Annotated in this window: 18 protein-coding genes; 10 read left to right on the top strand and 8 right to left on the bottom strand. The window is 36.5% G+C overall.

From position 1 onward, the window contains the following. The first annotated feature begins 34 nt into the window (after nt 1–34). From kdpB to ACGHIN_RS02345, 10 genes are all read left to right on the top strand, one after another. Nucleotides 35–2,074: a potassium-transporting ATPase subunit KdpB gene (gene kdpB / locus ACGHIN_RS02390; RefSeq protein WP_390450491.1), complete on the top strand. Its 2,040-nt coding sequence runs from the start codon at nt 35–37 to the stop codon at nt 2,072–2,074. Nucleotides 2,075–2,084: 10 nt separating this feature from the next. After that, entirely contained in the window at nt 2,085–2,642 is a 558-nt protein-coding gene (gene kdpC / locus ACGHIN_RS02385; protein ID WP_390450489.1) for a potassium-transporting ATPase subunit KdpC, read from the top strand. 184 nt (nt 2,643–2,826) lie between these two features. Beyond that, complete coding sequence (locus ACGHIN_RS02380; protein ID WP_390450487.1) at nt 2,827–3,912, top strand: porin; 1,086 nt, start codon at nt 2,827–2,829, stop codon at nt 3,910–3,912. A gap of 123 nt (nt 3,913–4,035) precedes the next feature. Beyond that, a complete protein-coding gene (locus tag ACGHIN_RS02375; RefSeq protein WP_390450485.1) occupies nt 4,036–5,145 on the top strand; it encodes a sensor protein KdpD in 1,110 nt (369 codons plus the stop codon). Between the two features lie 5 nt (nt 5,146–5,150). Then, the gene (locus ACGHIN_RS02370) at nt 5,151–6,869 is read left to right on the top strand and encodes an ATP-binding protein (RefSeq protein ID WP_390450483.1); all 1,719 of its coding nucleotides are present in this window, start codon (nt 5,151–5,153) and stop codon (nt 6,867–6,869) included. 39 nt (nt 6,870–6,908) lie between these two features. After that, a complete protein-coding gene (locus ACGHIN_RS02365) occupies nt 6,909–7,418 on the top strand; it encodes a hypothetical protein (protein WP_390450481.1) in 510 nt (169 codons plus the stop codon). Nucleotides 7,419–7,559: 141 nt separating this feature from the next. Beyond that, nucleotides 7,560–7,886 carry a potassium transporter KefB gene (locus ACGHIN_RS02360; protein ID WP_390450479.1) on the top strand — a complete coding sequence of 109 codons (327 nt, stop codon included), beginning with the start codon at nt 7,560–7,562 and terminating at the stop codon, nt 7,884–7,886. A 115-nt stretch (nt 7,887–8,001) separates the two neighbouring features. Next, nucleotides 8,002–8,559: a YdeI/OmpD-associated family protein gene (locus tag ACGHIN_RS02355; RefSeq protein ID WP_390450478.1), complete on the top strand. Its 558-nt coding sequence runs from the start codon at nt 8,002–8,004 to the stop codon at nt 8,557–8,559. Nucleotides 8,560–8,569: 10 nt separating this feature from the next. Beyond that, nucleotides 8,570–9,157 (top strand): hypothetical protein, encoded by a 588-nt coding sequence (locus ACGHIN_RS02350; protein WP_390450477.1) that lies wholly within the window; start codon nt 8,570–8,572, stop codon nt 9,155–9,157. A gap of 128 nt (nt 9,158–9,285) precedes the next feature. Continuing rightward, on the top strand, nt 9,286–10,503 hold the full coding sequence (locus ACGHIN_RS02345; RefSeq protein ID WP_390450475.1) for an SIR2 family protein: 1,218 nt from the start codon (nt 9,286–9,288) through the stop codon (nt 10,501–10,503). A 68-nt stretch (nt 10,504–10,571) separates the two neighbouring features. Here the strand turns inward: ACGHIN_RS02345 and polA are convergent, their stop codons facing one another. The 8 genes from polA to ACGHIN_RS02305 form a co-directional block, all read right to left on the bottom strand. Further along, nucleotides 10,572–13,400 carry a DNA polymerase I gene (polA, locus tag ACGHIN_RS02340; RefSeq protein WP_390450473.1) on the bottom strand — a complete coding sequence of 943 codons (2,829 nt, stop codon included), beginning with the start codon at nt 13,398–13,400 and terminating at the stop codon, nt 10,572–10,574. Nucleotides 13,401–13,580: 180 nt separating this feature from the next. Beyond that, on the bottom strand, nt 13,581–14,378 hold the full coding sequence (locus ACGHIN_RS02335; protein ID WP_390450471.1) for a GLPGLI family protein: 798 nt from the start codon (nt 14,376–14,378) through the stop codon (nt 13,581–13,583). Between the two features lie 79 nt (nt 14,379–14,457). Continuing rightward, the gene (locus ACGHIN_RS02330) at nt 14,458–14,814 is read right to left on the bottom strand and encodes a hypothetical protein (RefSeq protein ID WP_390450470.1); all 357 of its coding nucleotides are present in this window, start codon (nt 14,812–14,814) and stop codon (nt 14,458–14,460) included. 232 nt (nt 14,815–15,046) lie between these two features. Then, a complete protein-coding gene (locus tag ACGHIN_RS02325) occupies nt 15,047–15,541 on the bottom strand; it encodes a hypothetical protein (RefSeq protein WP_390450468.1) in 495 nt (164 codons plus the stop codon). 113 nt (nt 15,542–15,654) lie between these two features. Further along, nucleotides 15,655–16,491, bottom strand: a complete 837-nt coding sequence (locus ACGHIN_RS02320; RefSeq protein ID WP_390450466.1) for a hypothetical protein — start codon at nt 16,489–16,491, stop codon at nt 15,655–15,657. Between the two features lie 2 nt (nt 16,492–16,493). Then, nucleotides 16,494–21,257, bottom strand: a complete 4,764-nt coding sequence (locus ACGHIN_RS02315; protein ID WP_390450465.1) for an RHS repeat-associated core domain-containing protein — start codon at nt 21,255–21,257, stop codon at nt 16,494–16,496. A gap of 20 nt (nt 21,258–21,277) precedes the next feature. After that, complete coding sequence (locus ACGHIN_RS02310; protein ID WP_390450463.1) at nt 21,278–22,537, bottom strand: tetratricopeptide repeat protein; 1,260 nt, start codon at nt 22,535–22,537, stop codon at nt 21,278–21,280. Nucleotides 22,538–22,542: 5 nt separating this feature from the next. Then, a partial coding sequence (locus ACGHIN_RS02305; protein ID WP_390450461.1) for a phage baseplate assembly protein V occupies nt 22,543–23,733 on the bottom strand: 1,191 nt, incomplete at its 5' end.

Raw genomic sequence — 23,733 nt, 5'->3', positions numbered from 1 at the left:
TGGTTTGAAAATCAAAATTTAACCATTCAAAGCAATGAAAAATCAATCACAGACATTGTTTCAAAAAGATTTGGTGAACGAGGCCATTCAACAGTCTTTCGTCAAGCTGAATCCGAAAATCATGTTTAAAAACCCTGTCATGTTCCTGGTGGAAATCGGGACGGTGGTTATGCTCATCGTAAGTGTATTCAGCTTAACGGGAAATCAAACACAAGGCAGTTTTTCTTATAACTTTTTAGTTTTCATTATTTTATTTTTCACCGTTCTTTTTGCCAATTTTGCAGAAGCCATCGCAGAAGCAAGAGGAAAAGCACAGGCAGATACTTTACGAAAAACCCGTGAAGAAACTCCGGCAAAGCTGGTTATCGAAGACAGACCCGGTTTTCAGATAGAAACCATTCTGAAAAAGTCTGCCGAAATGAAACTGGGAGATATTTTCTTTTGTGAAGCAGGAGACCAGATTCCGATGGACGGGGAAATCATTGAAGGTCTTGCAACAATTGATGAATCAGCGATCACCGGAGAAAGTGCACCCGTAATCCGTGAAGCCGGAGGTGATAAAAGCTCTGTAACCGGAGGTACCAAAGTACTTTCGGACAGAATTAAAGTGAAAGTCACCACAAAACCGGGCGAATCTTTCCTGGATAAAATGATTGCTCTTGTAGAAGGAGCTTCAAGACAGAAAACGCCTAACGAAATTGCATTAACCATACTTTTAGCGGGATTCACTCTCACATTTATTATCGTGACGGTGACTCTTAAGCCTTTTGCAGATTATGCGCAGACTCCCATTACCATTGCGGCTTTTATTTCACTTTTCGTTTGTTTGATTCCGACAACAATTGGAGGTCTGCTTTCTGCAATCGGGATTGCCGGAATGGACAGAGCTTTAAGAGCCAATGTCATCACAAAAAGTGGTAAAGCGGTAGAAACAGCCGGAGATATTGACGTTCTGCTGCTGGATAAAACAGGAACCATTACCATTGGAAACCGTAAAGCCACTCAATTTCATCCTGCAAATAATATCCAGCTTGATGAGTTCATCAAAGCCTCTGCATTAAGCTCGGTTGCTGATGAAACACCGGAAGGAAAATCGATTATTGAATTAAGCCAGTTAAATACAGAAGATTTAATCGTTTCCAACCCCACATATATTGATTTTACCGCCGAAACCAGAACTTCCGGAATTGATTTTGAAAATACAAGGATCCGAAAAGGAGCTTATGACACCATTAAAAAAATCACTGAAAAAGCGGGAAATATTTTCCCTCAGGAAACTCAGGACGCTGTAACCAAAATTTCTGAAAACGGGGGAACTCCTTTGGTGGTTTCCGTGAATGAAAAAGTATGGGGTGTTATTGAGCTCCAAGACATCATCAAAACAGGAATTCAGGAGCGTTTCCAGAGATTAAGAAAAATGGGTGTGAAAACGGTGATGGTAACGGGAGACAATCCTTTAACCGCAAAATTCATCGCGGAAAAAGCGGGGGTTGATGATTTCATTGCAGAAGCCAAGCCGGAAGATAAGATGAATTACATCAAAAAAGAACAACAGGAAGGCAAACTGGTTGCCATGATGGGAGACGGAACCAATGATGCTCCTGCCCTTGCCCAAGCCGATGTAGGTGTTGCCATGAACAGCGGAACACAGGCTGCCAAAGAAGCAGGAAATATGGTGGATTTAGATAATGATCCTACCAAATTGATCGAAATTGTTGAAATCGGGAAGCAGTTGCTGATGACACGGGGAACATTAACTACTTTCAGTATTGCGAATGATGTTGCCAAATATTTTGCGATCATTCCGGCCCTGTTCATCACTTTTATTCCGGCACTTCAGAAGCTGAATATCATGAATCTTCACAGCCCTGAATCTGCCATTTTATCGGCAATTATCTTCAATGCGATCATCATTCCGATTCTGATACCTTTAGCTTTGAAAGGAGTCGCCTATAAACCGATCGGGGCAAGTGCTTTATTGAGAAGAAACCTTTTGATCTACGGCTTGGGAGGAATTATCGCACCATTCATCGGAATAAAAATTATTGATCTGTTTATCAGTTTATTCTTTTAAATTTAAGAAAATGAAAAATTATATTGTATCAGCATTCAGACTGACTTTTGTGATGCTGGTTATTACAGGTATTTATTTAGCTGTTGTGTACGCAGGTTCAAAAGTATTGCCTACGCAGGGAAATGCAGAAACCATTAATTATAAAGGACAGAAATTCTATACCAATATCGGACAGGATTTTAAGTCTCCAAAATACTTTCACGGGCGTCCTTCTGCAGTGGATTATAATGCGGCAGGAAGTGCGGGAAGCAACAAAGGGCCAAGCAATGAAGAATACCTGCAAACCGTACAGAAAAGAATTGATACGTTGAAAATGCAGAATCCGGGTATGGAAAATGTAAAAATCCCTGTCGAACTGGTTACAGCAAGCGGAAGTGGTTTAGATCCTGATATTTCGGAAGAAGGAGCGTTATATCAGGTAAAAAGAATTGCAAAAGAGAGAAATCTCACGAAAAAAGCTGTTGAAAATTTAGTTAAAAATCACACAGAAGCTCCATTTTTACACCTTTTTGGTCCTTCAAAAGTGAATGTTTTACGACTTAACATCGCCTTGGATCAATTACAATAATGAACAAAAAAATTAAACCACAAAAGACACAAAAGTTTTTATTCTAGCATTTTAGAAAATCAAAGTGATTTTTTTAAACTTAAGCGTCTTTACAAAGAATATTTGAAGGAACTTTAAATAACTTAGTATCGGAAAAGCGTTTGTGACTTTTGTGGTAAAAAATACCGTAAACTTTATAAAAATTATGAAAAGATATATCATTCCAACTCTATTAATGGGCATTTTTCTCTCGAAAGCACAAACTTCAGATTCATTGAAAGCCCATCATCTGGTTACATTTTCTGCATATGCTGAATTATTTTACACATATGATTTCAATGAGCCGTCCAATCATATTCGTCAAAACTTTCTTTATTCCTATAACAGGCACAATGAAGTTAATTTGAACCTCGGATTTGTAAAAGCGGCCTATCAGAGTGAAAAATTACGGGCCAACATCGCTTTGATGGCAGGAACGTATGCACAGGACAATTTAATTGCTGAACAGGACGCACTGCGATATGTAAACGAAGCTAACGTAGGAGTGAAAATTTCAAAAAACAAAAACCTTTGGATTGATGCAGGGATTTTCCCTTCCCATATTGGCTGGGAAAGTGCCATAGGAAAAGATAATGTGAATCTGACGAGGAGCTTTGCCGCTGAAAATTCACCTTATTTTGAGACGGGAGCCAAAGTTTCCTATACTTCTGACAACGGAAAATGGTTTATAAGCGGAATGGCTTTAAACGGATGGCAGAGAATTGCTAAAGCAGCGGGTAACCAAAGTATTTCTTTCGGGCATCAGGTAACTTATAAACCGAATGATAAAATAACATTGAACAGCAGCTCATTCATCGGGAATGACAAACCTAAAGACGAAAAAAGAATGCGGTATTTCCATGATCTGTATGCCAATTTCCAATTGACAGATCAGTTTTCGACATTGTTTGGTTTTGATATCGGAGCAGAACAGAAATCTAAAGGAAGTGAGAGTTACAATATCTGGTATAGCCCGAATGTCTTAATGAAATATCAGTTCAATGAGAAATGGGCTCTCGCCGGAAGAGCGGAATATTATAATGATAAAAACGGAGTCATCATCAGTACGGGAACACCGAACGGATTCCAGACTTTCGGGTATTCTTTGAATGTGGATTACGCCATTCTTAAAAATGTGGTTTTCCGCACGGAAGCGAGAGGATTTACCTCCAAAGATGCCATTTTTGTGAAAAATGATGAATATCAAAAAGGGAATTTCTTTCTTACAACGAGCCTTGCAGCCTGGTTTTAATTAAGAGGGAAGATGGGAGTTGGAGGTTGGAAATAAAGCAGTGTGCTGTTAACATCCAGCCTCATTCTTCAGGTTTCCAGCCATATGATGTCTCATAAATTCAAATTAAAAAAGATTAAATCAATGTCTTCAGCCAAAGATTTTTTAGAGCTTATTCAAAAATCCCGAAAGGGAAAATTTAAGATTTATATCGGGATGAGTGCAGGTGTCGGGAAAACGTTCCGTATGCTTCAGGAAGCTCATTCTCTGATCAGGAATGGCATTGACGTAAAAATCGGTTATATAGAAACCCACGGAAGAGAGGAAACTGAAGCTTTGGTAGAAGGAATTCCTGAAATTCCGAGAAAATCTGTTTTCTATAAAGGAAAAAGCCTTGAGGAAATGGATGTACAATCCATTATCAATGAACATCCGGAAGTGGTTTTGGTGGATGAACTGGCGCATACGAACGTAGAAGGCTCTAAAAATAAGAAAAGGTGGCAGGATGTCCTTGAGATCCTCAACAGCGGCATCAATGTGATCAGTGCCATGAATATTCAGCATATTGAAAGCCTGAATGAGGAAGTAAAAACCATCACAGGCGTTGAAGTGTCTGAACGTGTTCCTGATAAAATCCTGGCTCTTGCGGATGAAGTGGTGAATATAGATTTAACTGCGGATGAGCTTTTAACCCGTTTAAAAGAAGGGAAAATCTATAAAAAAGAGAAAATACAGACTGCTTTAACGAATTTTTTCCAGAGCGGGCATATTTTACAGCTTCGGGAACTGGCTTTGAAAGAAGTGGCTACTCATGTGGAGAGAAAAGTAGAAACTGAAATCAAAACAGAGAATTTCAAGCCTATAAAATTTCTTGCCTGCATCAGCAGCAATGAGGTCATTTCTAAAAATATCATCCGGAAAACAGCCCGTTTAGCCAGTTATTATAACAGCCCATGGACTGTTCTCTATGTTCAGAAACCTTCCGAAAGCTTTGAAAAAATAGCGCTCAACAAGCAGCGGTTTTTGATTAATAACTTTAACTTAGCACAGGAATTGGGTGCTAAAGTAATCCGGGTAAAAGAAGACAGTGTTCAGAAAGGAATCCTGGATTATGTACTTCAGCACAATATCACCACCGTTTGTATAGGAAAGCCTCATGCGAAGTTCTGGCAAAGGATTTCCGGGTACAGCTGGATCTATACTCTGATGAACAGGCTGAATGAAAAGCAGATCGATATTATTATTTTATCTTAAAAGTGATGAAACTTAAAACGAAACTCACCTTAGGTGTTGGTCTTTTATTTTTACTGATTGTCTTGCTTTCAGTGATCGCATCGGTGTACATCAATAAACTTAAATCCGACACGGAAAAAATCCTTACCGCCAATTACAACAGTATTGAATTTTCTAAAAATATGCTATTGGCTCTGGACAAAATAAGTACAGACAGTGCTGTAGCGGTTAAAGATTTTCAGAAATACAATGCCTTACAGGAAAAAAACCTGACGGAATTCGGAGAAAAGGAAGCTACCCAGAATCTGAGCCTCCATTTTAATGATTACCTGAAACAACCCAACTCCGAAAAGGAAAAACTGATCCGCGAAGATCTGATGAAGATTATGTCTCTGAACATGAAAGGCATTGAAAGAAAAAGTGATATTGCCATCATTACGGCCGAAAATGCTACTTTTTGGATTGTCAGCATAGGTACTGTGTGTTTTTTAATTGCTTTTGTCCTTCTTTTCAATTTACCTCAAACGATTGCAGAGCCTATCAATCAGCTTACTTTCAGTATCAAACAGATTGCGAATAAAAATTATAATGAAAGGGTACATTTTAAAGGAAGTGAAGAGTTCAATGATCTTGCGAACTCCTTTAACGTAATGGCGGAAAAACTTCAGGAATATGAAAGCAGTACTCTTTCGAAGCAGCTGATGGATAAAAAACGTATTGAAACTCTTGTTAATAATATGCATGATGCCGTGATCGGGCTGGATGAGAATCATTATATCTACATGATCAATGACGAGGCTTTAAAGATTACCAACCTACGCAAAGAAGAGATTATTGGAAAAACCGTTCATGAAGTCGCCGTCAACAATGATCTGATCAGGGAACTCCTTAAAAATATCGATCATCCTGTAAAAGAGCCTATCAAAATTATGACTGATAATAAGGAAAATTATTTTGAGCAGGATATTATCCCCATCAATATTGTGAAAACAGGGGAAAAGGAGAAAAAATATATCGGAAAAGTGATTCTTTTAAGAAATATTACACCTTTTAAAGAACTGGATTTCGCCAAAACCAATTTTATTGCCACGATTTCCCATGAACTGAAAACACCAATTTCTGCTATAAAAATGGGTGTTCAGCTTTTGAACAATCAGAAATTCGGGGAATTGAACGAACAGCAACAGGAACTTTTGAAAAGTATCAATGAAGACGGGCAAAGATTATTAGATATTACAGGAGAACTTTTGAATTTATCCCAAGTTGAAAGCGGCAATATCCGTTTGAGTATTGAAAAATGCTCACCAAAAGAAATCGTTCAAGCTTCCATCAAAAATGTTGAAAAACTGGCTGAGCAAAAGCATATTTCCATCAGCCCGGAATTCCTTTTGAATGATCAGGATTTTGTTTCTGCAGATTTTGATAAAACGGTTTGGGTGATGAATAATTTTCTGAGCAATGCCATTAAGCATTCTTTCCAGGATGAAACTATTAAAGTTTTGGTGGAAAAATCTGATTCAATGATCACTTTCAGTGTGACGGATACCGGAAACGGAATTGATGAAAAGTACCACCGTCAGATCTTTGACCGCTATTTTCAGGTTCCGGGAGAACAGCAGAACGGAACAGGTTTGGGCTTAGCCATTTCCAAGAATTTTATTGAGAAACAGCATGGGGAAATTGGAGTGAACAGTTCGTTGAATCAGGGAAGTACTTTTTATTTTAAGCTCCCAGCTATTAAATAATCCAAAATTTGATATTTTTGAATTATTATTAAATCAATCATGAAAATAAACGGCTTTCTCATCTTCTTATTAAGTATTATTTCTAATTTTTGTTTTGCCCAGAATGAAATTGAATTCCGTGAAGCATTTACCTTAAAATTACCTGTAGACAGTACTCAATTTTATCAACAAGAGGTAAATAAATCAAAATATTTTGTGAAAGATAATATTTTGCAAATCTATCCAGGTGAACATCTCTTCCTTGAAGCAGAAGTAAAAGGTAATGATATCCAATCCATGAAAGTGGTCAAGGAAAATAAAAATCCTGCAAAAACAATTGAAATAGAATTCTCCCAAAATGTATCCGGAAGAAAGAGCGAAGGAATGATACTGAAAGTAAGTAATCCTTTCAACAAAAAATTAAATTATAATACTATGATGTACATTGTTGGAAGAAATGAGTGGATCAAAACCAGCATTATTCCTATTCAACCTAAATTAAAAAATTTCGAAATGTGGAATGATGTTATTATCAGTCTTGTTTTGAATCATTGGAGACTTGAAGAATAGGCCCTGAATTTATTATCTGCTATTTTTTTCGATTTAATTTCACAGAATTATTAAAAAGTTCTTGTTTAATTTCAAAATTTATTATTACTTTGTAATTCAAAGTTCTTTTAAAAACGAATTAAAATTTAAAAACACATGATCATGGCACATTCTACTCAAACTATCAACACAGGGTCTTTAGTAAAAAAAGTACTTTTGGGTGCAATAGTCGCATTGTTTATCATTCTGTTTTTCGTCCTTTCGGTAGACCAGCCAAAACCGGAATGGGGAAAATTCTGGATGATCAGACCTTTAATTATTACTCCTCTTGCAGGAGCATTCGGAGGTTTTCTTTTATTTTCTCCTGCATTTTTGAATATTCAGACTCCCTGGAAAAAAATTGTTGTAACCATTATCAGCTTCTTTGCTTTCATCGTTACGCTTTGGATGGGAATTGTTTTGGGATTGGATGGAACTCTTTGGGACTAAGCTAAATTATTTTATATTGTACACTTCGGGCTGAAATTTCATTTCAGCCCGAAGCTTTTGTAACAGATCATCATTTATATTGACACATTAAGTAAATCACTAAAACTCACTACAAATGTCTGCTACCTTTTTTTCCAACCAGGATGATTTCAGGAAATGGCTTGAAGAAAACCATCAGATAGAAAAAGAACTTCTGGTAGGTTTTTATAAGGTAGGAAGTGGAAAACCTTCCATGAGCTGGTCTGAATCTGTAGATCAGGCGCTTTGCTTTGGCTGGATCGACGGGGTAAGAAAATCTATTGATGAAGAAAGCTACTCCATCCGTTTCACACCCCGAAAACCAACAAGCATTTGGAGCGCCATCAATATTAAAAAGGTGGAAGAACTCACCAAAGCAGGATTGATGACACCTGCAGGACAAAAAGCTTTTGAATTGAGAAAGGAAGAAAAATCGAGGGTATATTCCCATGAAAAAGAGGCTATTGAATTTAATTCTGTATATGAAAAACAGTTTAAAGCCCATAAAAAAGCCTGGGAATTTTTCACCAATCAGGCTCCTTCCTATAAAAAAGTAATTACCCATTGGATCATGAATGCCAAACAGGAAAAAACCAGACTTTCAAGACTTGAAAAAGTGATCAAGGAAAGTGAATTGCAAAAACGTTTACTATAAAACAATACCTATGAAAACAAAAGTATTTATCATTCTATTTTCTTTATTCTCCTTATTTTCTTATTGCCAGACAAAAGATAATGCTTCTGTTGCAGGGATCAAAAAGACACTGGCGTCATTTGCAAGAAGCTTGCAAACAAAAAACATAAACAATACCGTTGACCTCATTCATCCTAAGTATTTTACGATTACTCCAAAGGATAAGATGTTGAGTATGCTCACTTTCACTTATGATAATCCCTATATGAAAACAGATGTTCAAAGATTTGTTATTCACAGTGTTGAAAAACCGGAAAAGATTGGCAATGAATATTTTTCTGTTACGGATTATTCGTTCAAAATGAATCTGAAAATTGACTGGTCTCAACTTCCGGTAGCTGAAGAGATGAAAAAACAGATCAGACAGTCTATTACCAAACAGTTTGGTAATGGAAATGTGCAGCATGTTCAAAAGGGAGATTATTATATCATCAATACCAAAATGAAAGCCTGTGCCATTTCAGGAGATAATAAGAATTGGAAACTTATCATTCTTGAAAAAAACCAGAAACCTCAGCTGATGAAAATATTGCCGAAGAAGGTTGTGGATAAAATTTAGACTTAGAGAATATTAACAAAGATTTTGTTTACATAGATTATTTAAATATACTAATACGGATTCCCGTAATATTATTTGAAAAACAATATATAAATTGGAATACATTAAATATATCTAAAAAATAACAAATGCCTAGACGATCAAATAAAATTGAAAATCAGAATGATAAATCTAATAAGGAAGAGAACCTAGAACAAGCCGAAAATTTTATTGAATCTTATTCTCGTATTTCTGTTCCTGTTTATTCAGATGAAAAATTCCTTAAAACAAATGAATATTTAAAAAAATATATTGAAAAAGATTATCATGATGTTTTCAAAAGGTTTAGAGATTTATTAGGCCATAATTTTACAAAAGCCGATAGAAATGAAATAATTAAGGAAATAAAGCAAAATTACAAAAAAGATAAACTTGTTTTAGTATTAGGTGCTGGAGTATCAATGTCTTATGGACTACCAGGTTGGGATATATTACTTCAGAAATTAATGGTAACTACTTTAGAAAAAGAAAAAAATGCTTCTAGTATTTTATCAAAACTTTTTGCCAAAATTTTTAATCCAAGTCCATTAATTGCAGGACGATATTTACAGAAATATTTTGAAAGTAATAATCTATCGTTTGAGGAAGAAGTAAGAAAAATTCTATATCAAGAAATAATAAGAAATACATCATCTCCATTAATGGATGAGATTGTAAGATATTGCATTGCACCAGGTAAAAGTCCAAACTTAAACTGTATTATTACATATAATTTTGACGATATTCTTGAATATAGTATTCAAAAGAGTAGCCTAGATTTACCATATAAAATTATTTATGGTAATGGTATTGATGTTGATACTGGAGAATTACCAATCTATCATGTTCACGGCTATCTTCCTGAAAATGGAAAATTATCAGAAGCTAATCAAATTACATTTGGAGAAAGCGTTTATCATAAACAATATACTGATATTTATAGTTGGAACAATATTGTTCAGATAAATAAATTTAGAGAAAATAATTGCTTATTTATTGGTACGTCTCTTACTGATCCTAATACTAGAAGACTTTTAGATATTTCAAATCAACAAAGGACATCTAAAAAAGGTTTCCATTATATATTTAAAATTAAATATAAGCCAGAAGATGTAAAAAAAGCCCTAAATTTACTTTTAAATCAGAATCAAGAATTAATGAATGAAAAATCAATATCTAATTTACATTTAGATGAAACTGTTTTAACTTTAATTGATACAATTGAATCTTTTGAAGAAAATGATTTAAAATCTTTTGGAATTAAAACGATATGGATTGATTCATATTCTGAAATTCCTGAAATAATGCAAACAATCCGAAAAAATTAAATATATAAATAAAAAAACTTCCGGTTTCAACGGAAGTTTTTTTATTTATATATACTATACTTCTAATTCTAATGCGCTTCCAGCCAGTTATTCCCCACTCCCACTTCAACCAACAACGGAACCTGTGTTTCCACAGCGCTTTCCATTTGGGTTTTAATTAATTGGGAAGCAGCTTCCACCTCATCAACAGGTGCTTCGAAAACCAATTCGTCATGTACCTGAAGAAGCATTTTGGTTTGCAGGTTTTGAGATTGCAATTCATGATCGATTTTGATCATGGCAATTTTGATAATATCTGCCGCACTCCCCTGAATCGGAGCATTCACTGCATTTCTTTCGGCGTGTCCTTTTACTACGAAATTCCCGGAATTGATATCTTTTAAGTGGCGTTTTCTTCCTAAAAGGGTTTCTACATAACCTAATTCACGGGCTTTGTTTACCTGTTCCGCCATGTATTCCTTTAATTTGGGATAAGTAGCAAAATAGGCGTCGATCATTTGTTTGGCTTCCGTTCTGGAAAGCCCGGTCTGTTCCGCCAATCCGAAGGCTCCCTGACCATAAATAATCCCGAAGTTTACGGTTTTTGCCTGGCTTCTCTGGGTTTTAGATACCTCATCCAATGGAATTTTAAATAATTTCGCAGCAGTAGAAGCGTGAATATCTTCTCCATCCTGGAAGGCTTTGATCATATTTTCCTCGCCGGAAATTTCAGCAATCAGACGAAGCTCGATCTGTGAATAATCGGCAGAAATGATCTTCTTCCCTTCTCCGGAAACAAAAGCTCCACGGATTTGCTGTCCTCTCAGCGTTCTGATCGGGATATTCTGTAAATTCGGGTTTACACTTGCCAAACGTCCTGTTGCAGCCGTAGTTTGTGAGAAGTTGGTATGAACTCGGTTATCATCTTTATCAATCTGTGATGGCAATGCATCCACATAGGTTGATTTCAGTTTCTGATAGGTTCTGTATTCAAGGATATGCTGGATGATTTCATGTTTTGAAGCCAGCTTCTGCAGTACATCTTCCGAAGTGGCATATTGCCCTGTTTTGGTCTTCTTAGCTTTTGGATCAAGCTGTAGTTTTTCAAATAAAACCTCTCCAAGCTGTCTTGGTGAATTCATATTGAATTCTTCTCCTGAAAGTTCAAAGATTTTGGATTCTAATTGTTTTAAATCACTTTCCAAATCTAAACTTTCCTGAGACAGCCATTTTTCATCAAGAGAAATTCCTGCTAATTCCATTTTCGCCAGAACTTCCATCAATGGCATTTCTATTTTAAAGAATAAATCTTCTAGTCCTTCTTTTTTAAGTTGCGGTGCAAACAATTCGTACAGTTGGAAGGTTACGTCTGCATCTTCCGCAGCATAATCGGTCTGAGTTCTTAAATCCGCATCTCTGAAATTGCCTTGATTTTTTCCTTTTTTTCCAATAATAGTTTCTATGGAGACCGGCTTATAATTCAGATACATTTCTGAAAGGTAATCCATGCCGTGTCTTCCATCCGGATTCAAAAGGTAATGGGCGATCATCGTATCAAACATTGCTCCCTTCACCGTTATTCCATATTGCTTCAGGATTTTATAGTCAAATTTAAGGTTATGGGCAATTTTCAGAATATCTTCCTTTTCAAAGAACGGCCTGAAAATTTCCAAGGTCTGTAATACTTCTCCCTGATCTTCCGACAGAGGAATGTAATAGGCCAGTCCTTTTTTGTAGGAAAAGCTCATTCCTACCAATTCAGCTTCCATTTCGTTAAGGGAAGTGGTTTCCGTATCGAAGCATACTACTCTTTGCTGTAAAAGATTATCAACTAAAATCTTTTGTGCTTTAGGGTTATTGACAAACTGATACAGATGATCATTTTCAGCAATGGTAGCTTTTGTGGAGGTGGCCTGATCCAATTCTTCAAAATTGGCGAAGAGATCGAGCTGGGTTACTTGGCTTTTCACCTGGGTACCAACAGGAGTCTGGGTGACTTCAACCTGACTTACAACAACAGTTTCAGACGGAGCAAATGCACGGTAAAGGTTTTCATATAACCTTCTGAATTCTATTTCTTCAAAAACTTCTTTTACTTTTTCGAAATCAGGGGTTTCAAGGTCATACTGTTCCTGGTGGAATTCTATGGGAGCATCACAGATAATGGTGGCTAACTTTTTTGATAAAATTCCCCGTTCCGCAGAGGCTTCCACTTTTTCCTTAAGCTTTCCTTTCAATTGATCTGTATTCGCCAAAAGGTTTTCTATGCTGCCAAATTCTTTAAGGAATTTCATGGCCGTTTTTTCGCCTACTCCATCCAATCCCGGAATGTTATCTACCGCATCTCCCATCATAGCAAGGAAATCTATGACCTGTTTCGGGTCATCGATTTCGTATTTAGCTTTTACTTCTTCTACACCCAGAATTTCTATGTCCCCGCCTTTTAAACCTGGTTTATAGATTTTGATTTTATCGGTTACCAATTGCGCAAAATCTTTGTCCGGAGTCACCATGAAAGTCGTGTAGCCTTCTTTTTCCGCTTTGCAGGCAATCGTTCCGATCACGTCATCCGCTTCATATCCTTCCACACCCAGAATCGGGATGTGCATGGCTTCAAGTATTCTGTGAATATATGGGATTGCAATTTGTATGGCTTCGGGGGTTTCGCTTCTGTTGGCTTTATAGTCTGAAAAATCTTCAGTTCTTACGCTTGCTTGTCCTACATCAAAAACCACAGCTAAATGGGTTGGCCTTTCTCTTCTGATCAATTCGATCAAGGAGTTGGTAAAACCAAAAATAGCTGAAGTGTCTAATCCTTTGCTGGTTAATCTCGGATTCCTGATCAATGCGTAATATCCTCTGAAAATCATCGCATAAGCATCGATGAGAAACAGCCTTTTATCTTGTGTTGCGTCCATATTTTCTGATAATGAACAAATATAAGAAAATAGGAAATTTTGGCTCTATATTTTAGAAAGAGAATTTCCTATTTAATAAAAAGGCTTCCTGAGCGGAAGCTTATTATATATTTACCTGAACTTCCCAATGAAGACAACGAATAAATAAATCCCCAACGAAAGAAGGGGATTTATTTATTCTTAATCTAAAAGATTAATTTCTTTTACTTTAATTGATTCTTGCTTCTCAATTTTAATTTCCTTTCCATCAGGTCCTGTTGCCTTATATTTGGATTCGTAATTATTTGCATTAGGATCTTGGACAAATTCTTTCCTTTTTTTCAAGAATTGAGATTTCTTTACATCATATACAGAGGCATATTTAAGAGGTTCAATTAATTCATTTACTTTTGTAATTTCAACAGCGTTAATCTTTATTGTTTTTTCCTCGTTATAAACTTCTAAAATCAATCCATTCAATCCTTTAAATCTAAATGGCCCTTCAGGTATAGGTATTGATGGAGCATACCATGCATAATAAACCTTTCCTGTATCAGATGTAGTTTTAGCTAGATTACATGAATACGTGAGTATAGTTTTTTGTTTATCTTTTATAAGTTCCCATTTTAATAGAGGCTCTTCATATCTATATAAATCTTTCCTACCTATCGGAAGCGTAACAGTTAATTTATCCCCATCTTTATAGGCGCTACTCTTAGATTTCGGATAGCTACTTATGGGTAGTTGACCATAATTTCCTCTATTATTACGTAGATAATTATAAAAAGCCTTTGCGGTTTCATCTGCATAAATAGATTTATCAGTATTACATAGTAATGAATAACTGAACAAAGACGCTTCATTTTCATTTCTCAATAAAGTAGAATCAGATACCATAATCATGTAGTAACGTACTTTCAGATCAGATATATCATTCTGTTTTTGAGAAAACAACATCGTGTATAAAATAACAGAGATAAGAGTTAAAATTTTTTTCATTGAGCTAATTTACATATTATTTAAAAATTCCATTAGTAAAAAAACTAATGGAATTAAATCGTTGATAATCATCAAATTTTTAACCTCTTTCTTTTATTTCAGAAGTGTTCATTTCGATAAATGTAAAATTAGTAACTGGCTTTTCTCCATGAAGTTTGCAAATTTGGTTATTCATAGCAACCACTTCATCCATATAATCCTCATATTGTTCATCGGTCATGTTTTGTATTCCAATATCAGAAGTCATATTAAAAGTCCAGCCACAAGTTGATTGGTAAAGATAATGCCATTGTAATTCTCCGAAAGCTTTTGAGCTTTTTTCGATTTTTATAACACTAACTTTTGAAACATGAATAGAATTTAGTTTAACTTCTAAATTTTTAGCACTCAAAAGACCAGCAACTCCAATAGTTGCAACTAATAATAATTTTTTCATTTGTAATTTTTTAATATGTTAATATTAATTGTGAGTTACAACATTACAAATAATATTATGGTCTCTCCTTACGGGAATCCGTAATTTTTAAAACTTTTTATTATGTTAATTTGTGTAAAGTTCTATATAGTTACCTTTATTTAAAAGATTAAAAACATTTCTCCTTCAGGATGCAAACTGATATCGAAATCATCTATAAACTGATTGTTTATTTATTTTTTTGACTTTTAATTTAATGATAATAATACTCCGTAGTAACATCACCATAAAATTCGGGTTGATGGTCTTTTTGCTGCATATTTAAGTCGAATAACCTTTGTCCGTCTTTGAATCCCGTAAGTATATTCATGGAGTACCATCCATTATCCAGTGTAAGGGTTGTACAATTATCGTCATTAATAAGCGATATGTCTTTCAAATAACCGATTCCGACCACTTTTAACTGATTGCATGTACTTTGAAACACCCAACCTTCCGATAGTACTGTGGCTTCATCATCGTTTAAAACACTCTCTTTATTGACGGAAAGATTGAATGCATAATAATCTTCTATCACCCCTACTATCGGGATTGCTATTCCGGATGCTGTAATGACGTCTCCGTGTTCGGTTTCCACAAAATACTGTAGAATATCATTACCCTGCAAATTATTTTCCTGAAGGTATTTTGATAGAAGCTCGGGATTATAAATGACAAAACCTTTTAGTTCAGAGAATATTTTTTTCATATTGATCATTATTAAAGTTATAAAATGCCATCACACAAATCAACTCAATTTCACAATATATGATGTTTTCAGAGTATGATCTACTCTTATATATATTAAAAATTATTTCAAATCTATTGTTCTCTTCTTATTAAAAACTGATATACTTCGTCTTTGGACAAATCCCATTCGTATTTGCTATCGGGAATTTCTGCTAATGGTGTTTCAAGTAACGGATGTTCAGCCTGAGCATTCACCAATCCCTGTTCTTTTCTGATTTTTTCGATCATCCTGATTTCATAGGGAATATAATTCAGGGAAAGTATCTCAGAGAATTTATCTTTTAAGTCTAATGAACTGTAAATATGAAAATCACACATTTCAAAGAGCAATTCTTTTAGCAGTTCTTTATTTGTTGTTGACCAGTTATCTAGAAATTTTTTATAAATATTGTCTTCAGGCAAGATGGAATACAAATCCTGATTGATTTCTTTTGTTTTACTCAAATCATAAAGAATTGCCATAAACAGATGATGGGTTTCTTTGAATTTATATTTCTCTTTTTCCTCTTCAAACAACAATTGAAAATAGTCTCTTGCAAGTTTTGCCAGATCATCCATTTCCCAAAGAAAAGACAATCCGATTATACATCCAACCGATCTTGAGGTAACTTCTTTATAATTAAAAAGCTTTTGTAAAATATGTTCCTGCCACAACAAATAACGAGTGATGTATTTCCAACCTTCTTTTTGATCATTTAAAATAAGATGTTTTGGATGTTCTCCCGCATGTATTCCAATTCCTAATGTAAGGTTTCTGGCAATAGTTTCTTTGAAGCCGTCTTTAATATCATCCTGAATACTTTGTTTGATCAGGTCATAGTATTGATTGATTTCTGCTTCGCTGACATCTTCTTTTTTTGTTTTACTGATCTGTTTTTTAAACTCGCTTATTATTTTTTTATGCTCCATTTTTATTTATACTTCTGATTCCAGTTTTTCATTTTTCTCATTTGAGCTCTGTTGGTTCGCTTATCTACTTTATATCTAATTTCCCTGCTTCTTAAACCATGCGCTCTGATATCTCTGTCGATGGTATTAGCTGTTCTCACCATTGAAGCATCTACTTTTTGACCTCTTAAAGTTCCTTTATTTCTTACCTCATCCAAAATATTCTGAATATAATCGTCTCCTTTCTGCAGAGGGCTTAATCTTGAAGAATTGGCTTTCACTTCATATACATACACCTTTTTGGTTAAGGGATGCTGAGCAACGACGTCAATACCGTTTTGAGAGGCGTTTTTTATTTCGGCATATACCTTCCAGCCTCCTTTTTTCAAATTTGCAACAAAATCTCCTTCAGCAAGATCTCCGATAGGCGTATTATTAGGCATTAAACCTAAAACATCCAGCAATACATTGGAGTCTTTTACATAATTATATAATCCAAATCCTCCCAGTAAACCAATCGGGTCTTTACTTATATAAACTCCGGCATCAGGATCATAATATCTGAATCTGTTATAACATAAATCCGTTTCCTGATCATAATATTGTCCCTGATACTGAAAAGGTATGAAGTTATGATTTCCTTTTTCTTCTTTTGCATTTCCATAAATATTCAGCTCTCTTTTCCAGACCAGATTTCCGTCTTCATCAAAAGCCTGAATCGGAGTTCCTAAATAGTCGCTTATTATGGCAAACTTCTCCTCATTTACCAGTTTTGCCACAGGAGCATAGCTGCTTCCGTCATAAATCCAGGTAACAACATTTTCATTTGGCTCCGGATGATGCTGAAGTCTGCCGTCTTCGTTGATCTCAGTTAATGGAATATCGCCAATATCATAAGTCCATTCATGAAGCAATACATCATCATCCCAAATATAGCGTGTTATTTTCTGGTTTGCAATTTTCGAAATTCTTCTTCCCAGTGCATCATATTCAAAACCCACTTCTTTTCCGTCCGGTCTCTTCACTTTTGCCAACATTCCATTGGCGTTCCATGAATATCCCCAATCACCGGATTGCCATTCAGGTTTTTGCACTTCCTCCGGAGTATTTTCATTGACATTTGAAAGAATATTTCCATCGGGTAATTCTGTTTCTTTTAACCAGTCTGCCGCAATAGATTTGTAATAAGGATGGGTATCTTTTTCTTTTTCTTTCCTGTCGGATTTTATATTATTAACCGGGCGTTTGCTTTTTAACAATAAATTCCCTTCTCCATCATAGTGATAAAACCAGTTTTTATCCCGCATCAGTTTTCCGCCTTTGTCGTAGACACGATCTGTCTGTCTTGCACTTTCGTATAAGCAGCCTGTTTCATCCGGATTTTTATACTGGATTTCTCCATTTGAATATTCAGCGGCAACAAGGCTTCCGAATGCATCATAATCAAATCTGGTCCTTCCGCCGGTCACTCTGTCTAAAATCTGCAACAGCCGGCTTCCGGCTGCCCAATAATAATCTTTGTGGAAAGCTGTTTTGGTCTTATTTACCATCACTTTCTGGCTAATGGGCATCCCGATATGATCGAATTCAAAAATACTTTCGATACCACCGGTCATTTCCCGGGAAAAAAGCTGTCCGTTCCGGCTGACATTCAGGTCCATTTGCCAAGGCTGATGAATATCTTTTGTTGTGGCACTTACATTTTTAAGTTGGCCAAGATCATTGTATGAATATTCCACATCTGCTCCAAGGCTGCTTTTTAAGCCTATCAGATTTCCCTGACTGTCGTATTCATAATGAATAGAATGTTCTCCTTGTTTTTCGCTGGTTACCAATCCCAATGCATTTCTTTGGAATGTCACGCTGCTGTTTTCATTATCAGCTTTAATCAACATTCCGGAAGTATCATATTGATAAGCTTCCCAGGTTCCATCGGGGTAATGGGTTTGCGTTAATCTTCCTCCGAGATCATATTCGTAAAAAATACTTTTCCCGCGAGAAGTACGGCTTTGAGTGACTAATCCATCCTTATCTCTGACAAAGATTTTTTTCTGTCCGTCGAAGCCTGTTTCACCGATAACTTCATCGTTATTATCTCTTTCAAAACGGTAGATCTCTCCTTTTTCATTAGTAATACTCATTAAGTTTTCATACGCATCATAGCCGAATTGGAGCGTTTCTTCTTTTTTATATGTTAGTGCGTTTCTACGGACCTGACGTCTCAGGCTCCCCATTGGAGTATAGCTCATTAACCATTCTGCCTGTCCATCCGTAGCGTAAACAGGGAGATCATAGGCATCATAACGGAGTTTTAACGGTAACTGCCCATTTTCATTCACCTCAACCACTCTTCCCATTTTATCTCTGTTCCAAACTGTTCTTTTAAATGGTTTAGGGCTGAAGATCAACAATCTGCCATAATCATCATACTTCCAGTATTGTTCTCCTCCTATATTATTGGTTAACCTGGTCAACTGGCCTCTGTCATTATATTCGAAATGGGTTTCAATCTCCTGTTTTATGCTTTTTTCAGGTAATTTTTCATCTTTGAAATACTCATAATAAACACTTTCACCCGTTGGATCGGTGTAACTTCTGAGCCTTCCTTCTTCATCATAATTCCAGGTTTCTGAGGTTCCGGAAGGGGTAAAACGGGCAATAATCTGTCCGAACTCGTTATATTGATATTGATATGCTTCTCCGTCCGGACTGTGAAAAGTTGCAATATTTCCCATTTCATCATAGGTGTATCCCTGTACTTTTCCTTCCGGAGTTCCAATCATTTTTAATTCGTTGTGGGAAGTGTAATCATACCAGGTTTCACCTCCTTCACCATCTACTTCTTTGTAAACCAGATAATCTTCATCATAATAATAGCGTTCGGTCTTATGGTTTTGCTTTGGATACATAACTTCTGTATAACCTTCTTCTTCATTATAGCTTAAAATTCCTTCCATGTACCCGTCCATCCCCTTTGTATGAACTACTCTGTCTTTTTTATCATATTCCCAGGTATAAACCATTCCATTTCTGTTGGTACGTCTGATCACCCGATTGTGACCGTCATATTCAAATATGATGGCTTTTTTATGAATATCCCACACATGAGTAAGATTACCCTGTTCATCGTACTCATAGCGAACCTGAAGGTCTCTTTTATTTTTATAGCAGTAAAAAACTTCTGAAATTTTCTTAAGCTCCGGATGCATAGTCATTTCTATGCTAAAACCACTTTTAGCATCTCTGATACTTTTTAAAACAATGCTTCTGTCCTGGTAATCATATTCCCTTATGGTTCCGTCTTCATATTCAATATGAATTACTTTGAAGATTTCGCCTTCTGTACTGTGATGAAAGCGTTTATAGGTATAAATGTCTGTTCCTTTCCGAATGATCCAAATAGAGCTACTTGGGCGATACTGCCAGATTTTCTGACTTCTGTAGTAGGTTAATTCTTCTCCAACTTCCGGAATGGGAATTGGCATCGGCTGAAGTTCTTCAGGATGAATCCATGCTGCAACTTTATCTTCTTCATCAGGAACAATATAAAGATCATGGGAGTTAAAAGTATTATTTCCTAACATTCCATGTTTATACGGACGATCACTAAACCAGATATTTGTCCATTTTAAAGACGTTCCGCCTTCAATTTCAAAATCATCCCATTCAAACAACATGGCTCCGGAAGCAAAATTTACCGGTTCTAAGCCTACTTTACATAAAGCTCTTGAAATAGGATTGGTTTTTCCGAATTTTCCCTGTAAGATATGATTAAACTTGGTAATTCCTTTTCCTAAACTTTTGGTAAGGCTTCTCATTAATGCCATTCCGGCAAAACGCATCAGCATTTCTCCCGGAGTATAGACGTGAGGAACGAATGGTCCACCTACCAAAACAGGCCCTCCGGTATTAATCTGAATATAAAAACTTGAAAAATTATTATAAAATGCAAAGTAAGCCAGTGGATTTTTCTTCGGTTTATTAGGCATTGCCGGAAGCATGGTCATTCCAAACGGAAGCCCCATACAGGTAAGTACCTGTTGTGGCTGATTTCCACTCATTTTACTTCCTTGTCCCAAAACGGTCTGAGCTCCATAATAGACTTCTCCTTCGTGAGGTGCTTCCTGCGGAAAAGGAATCATATAAACGGGAATCAAAGAAGTGATGTGTTTGAAAGGTATCAGTACTCCCATTACACTGGTTGTTGTGGTAGCTTTATGCCTTCCATGTACATATATAGAACCTCCCATCGGAATACTTTCCGGAAGGTCGGGTTTCATTTTTCTGATAAATTCAGGAATCGGGATGCTGAATTTGATGTAATCCATAATGTCGAATACAATTCCTATAAAAGGATGTGGTAACGGCAATGGGATCAGCATGAATGATGGTGGCGGCGGAATAAGTGTCCAGTGGATATCAATAGCCAATACAATATCGAAATGTTTACTGGTATGCTGAATGGCTGTTGACGTAATGGCCGGAGTATTGACTTTGATAAGTTTAATTTTGCTTTCCGGTGCAGCGCTTTCTGCTGTTACAGAAGCTCCCCCGCTTCCACCGCTACCTGATTGTGATTGGCCGTTATCACCTCCTGCCACAGATTTCGCCATGGAAACAGGGTTCAGGGAATCAAAGTTATTTTTCATACCGTTCTTCCATCCCTGCGTTGTTTTTTCCCAACTTACGGAAGTAACGTCTGCAGAAACACTTAACGAGCGGTCCGGATTCATATCCGGTTTTCCCACTTTTATCTTTTTTATATTGGTTTTATTTGAATCTGCCATGATATTGTTTTGATTTGGGTTTAGGCTATTTTGGGCCTTTCTACGCTCACCGTCCAATCATCACCAAAATAATTTTTCATTTCATTGTCTAATGCTTTCTTTTTCTCTTTATCTCCTTCATATTTGATCATCAATAAGGAAGCTACAAACCTGAGGCTGCTTTGTTCCCGCGATGAAGGTTCCATTAATTTTGCCATCTCGAGACACTTTTCAAAATACTGGAGCATTTTACCTTTGGTTAAAACTGTGTCGTTAATCGTTCCTATGATCCTGTAACATTCTATGACCATCGCATATTCTCCGGTTGCCTGAGCTACTTCTGCTGCTTTTTCAAATGCCTTCTCGGCTTTGCTTTTTTTGGAATTTCCCAACAAATAGCTTCCGTAATTCATATACATCTGGATTTCCAGAGGGGAATTGGGTTCTACTGTTTTAAATATGATCTGAAAAGTGTCTTCTGCTTTTTCTTTTTTTCTGTCTGCTATGTAAGTTTGAGTAAGCATGAAAAGAGCGGATACTTCACCCTGCTTATTTTTTTGTTCCTGGGCCAGCTTTACTGCCATTTTAAGGGAAAGCTCTGCTTCTCTATATCTTGCTTTGCTTAAATGATTGCTGGCAATAAGGATCTGCTGTTGAAAATCTGTATCTGCACTGTTCTTTTTTCTGTTGGTATGTGCAGCCGTATTTTGCATCAATTGATGGATATCTACCTCAACCCTAAAGCTATGGGCCAATGAATTGTCCGGTAATGTTTTATAGGCATGATGCTCTGTCCATACCAGTTTCACCTCTTTATTCCCGGATTGTTCACATAAGGTGCACCATTCTTTTACCCAGCGTGATAATTCTTTTATATTACTGATCCTCACTGGTGCGATATAAAGGTATATTTTGGAATTTTTGAGGTGAGGAAATTTCTTTTTAAGCTCCAACAATGGATAAAAGGCTTTGTATGCATCTGTTTTTAATTGATCCCCGGAAAATCCGATTTCCCATTCCGGGATATCTTTTTCGCTTTTTTCTAGCATATCATAAAATTCCTTCCATTCTGACCATAGTGTCTCACCATACGAATTGGCTCCTTCAAATTCCTGATAATGAATCAGGAATATATCTTCGCCTTCATAATCTTCAGATAGCCTGGATTTCATAAACCCGTCAAATAAGTCAGTTTCATGTTTTTCCCCATGACAGATCAACATGGGAATGTTCTCATTCCTGGAAACTTCATGCTTCCATTGCCTGTTTAATTTGACCAGCTCTAAGTCTACCGGGTTCATGAGTATTAATTCAATTTTACAGTTCCACTTACGATATTGGTTTCACTACCTCCTCCGATATTAATTTTCGCACTGCTAAGGTTGGCTTCTGATTCTGCTCCCATAGAAAGTGTTTTCGTACCTATATCAAGCGTATCGGATTTGATACCCATCCCTGAAGTAGGATCTCCGTTTTCAGGACCTACGCCAATACCTATACTGGCAGTTCCTCCTACACCAATATTATCGCCCTGTACCATGATTTCTTTTCCTTTTATGGAAATATTTCCGTCTTTATCCATGAATATGGAACTTTGTCCACAAGTCAGTGTAATAGATATTTTACTGTCGATATTGATTTTTCCGGCTCCATCTAAGAACATACTGTTCTGATCTTTATCTACTATGGTAATTCCGCCTCCATCGTTAAGGCTTATGGTATGGCCGCTTTTACTGCTCAGGCTTTTTATATTGTTTCCTGCTCCGCCTCCGCCGCCAACTCCGCCATGAAACATTCCTCCCATTACGAAAGGACGGTCCGGATGATGATGGGCAAAGTTGACCACCACCTGATCTCCCACTTCCGGAATGGCCATAAACCCTCTATTTTTACTGACTTTCTCGCTACCTCCGCCATCAGGAGTCATTACTCTTATGAATTCTGTTGTGGTAGAACCATTCTGCCAATCGAACTGAACCTGAATTCTCCCCTGATTTAACGGATCCGTATTGGAAATCACTTTGGCAAATTGTGCCTCTGCTTTGGGAGCCTGAAATTCCGGACGTGGAATAAAACCTGTGTCTGAAGCTATAGCATCAAAAGTTCCCGTATAATATCCTCTTGCGTCTACTTCGTGATGTACTTCAGTGATCATCAGTTTTGTGAAATAAGAGGTTTCATTACTGTCAGTTTTGCGCATCTGAATATCTGCAATACATCCGGGATATAAAAAGGGAACTGTAGTAGCTCCTGAAGTCACAAACACATCCGAAGCCTTGCTTCCAGCGGTCCCTTTTTGGGAAGATTCCACATCCATAAAGGAAGATGCTTTAATAGGCGCTACTCTTAATGAAGGTGTTGTAAATGTTTTTTCTGATATTTCGTATGCACGTTTGGCGATATCTGAGGTATGATTGATTTTTGAATTCCCGGCAGTCAGCTTTTCATTTTTACTGCTGTTATACCCATAGAAACTGGGGTTTACGTGCTGTGCTTT

Origin of the sequence: Chryseobacterium barbadense, assembly GCF_042849955.1 — a bacterium.
In the GTDB taxonomy this organism is placed as follows: domain Bacteria; phylum Bacteroidota; class Bacteroidia; order Flavobacteriales; family Weeksellaceae; genus Chryseobacterium.
This window is presented reverse-complemented; position numbering and strand designations above follow the sequence as displayed.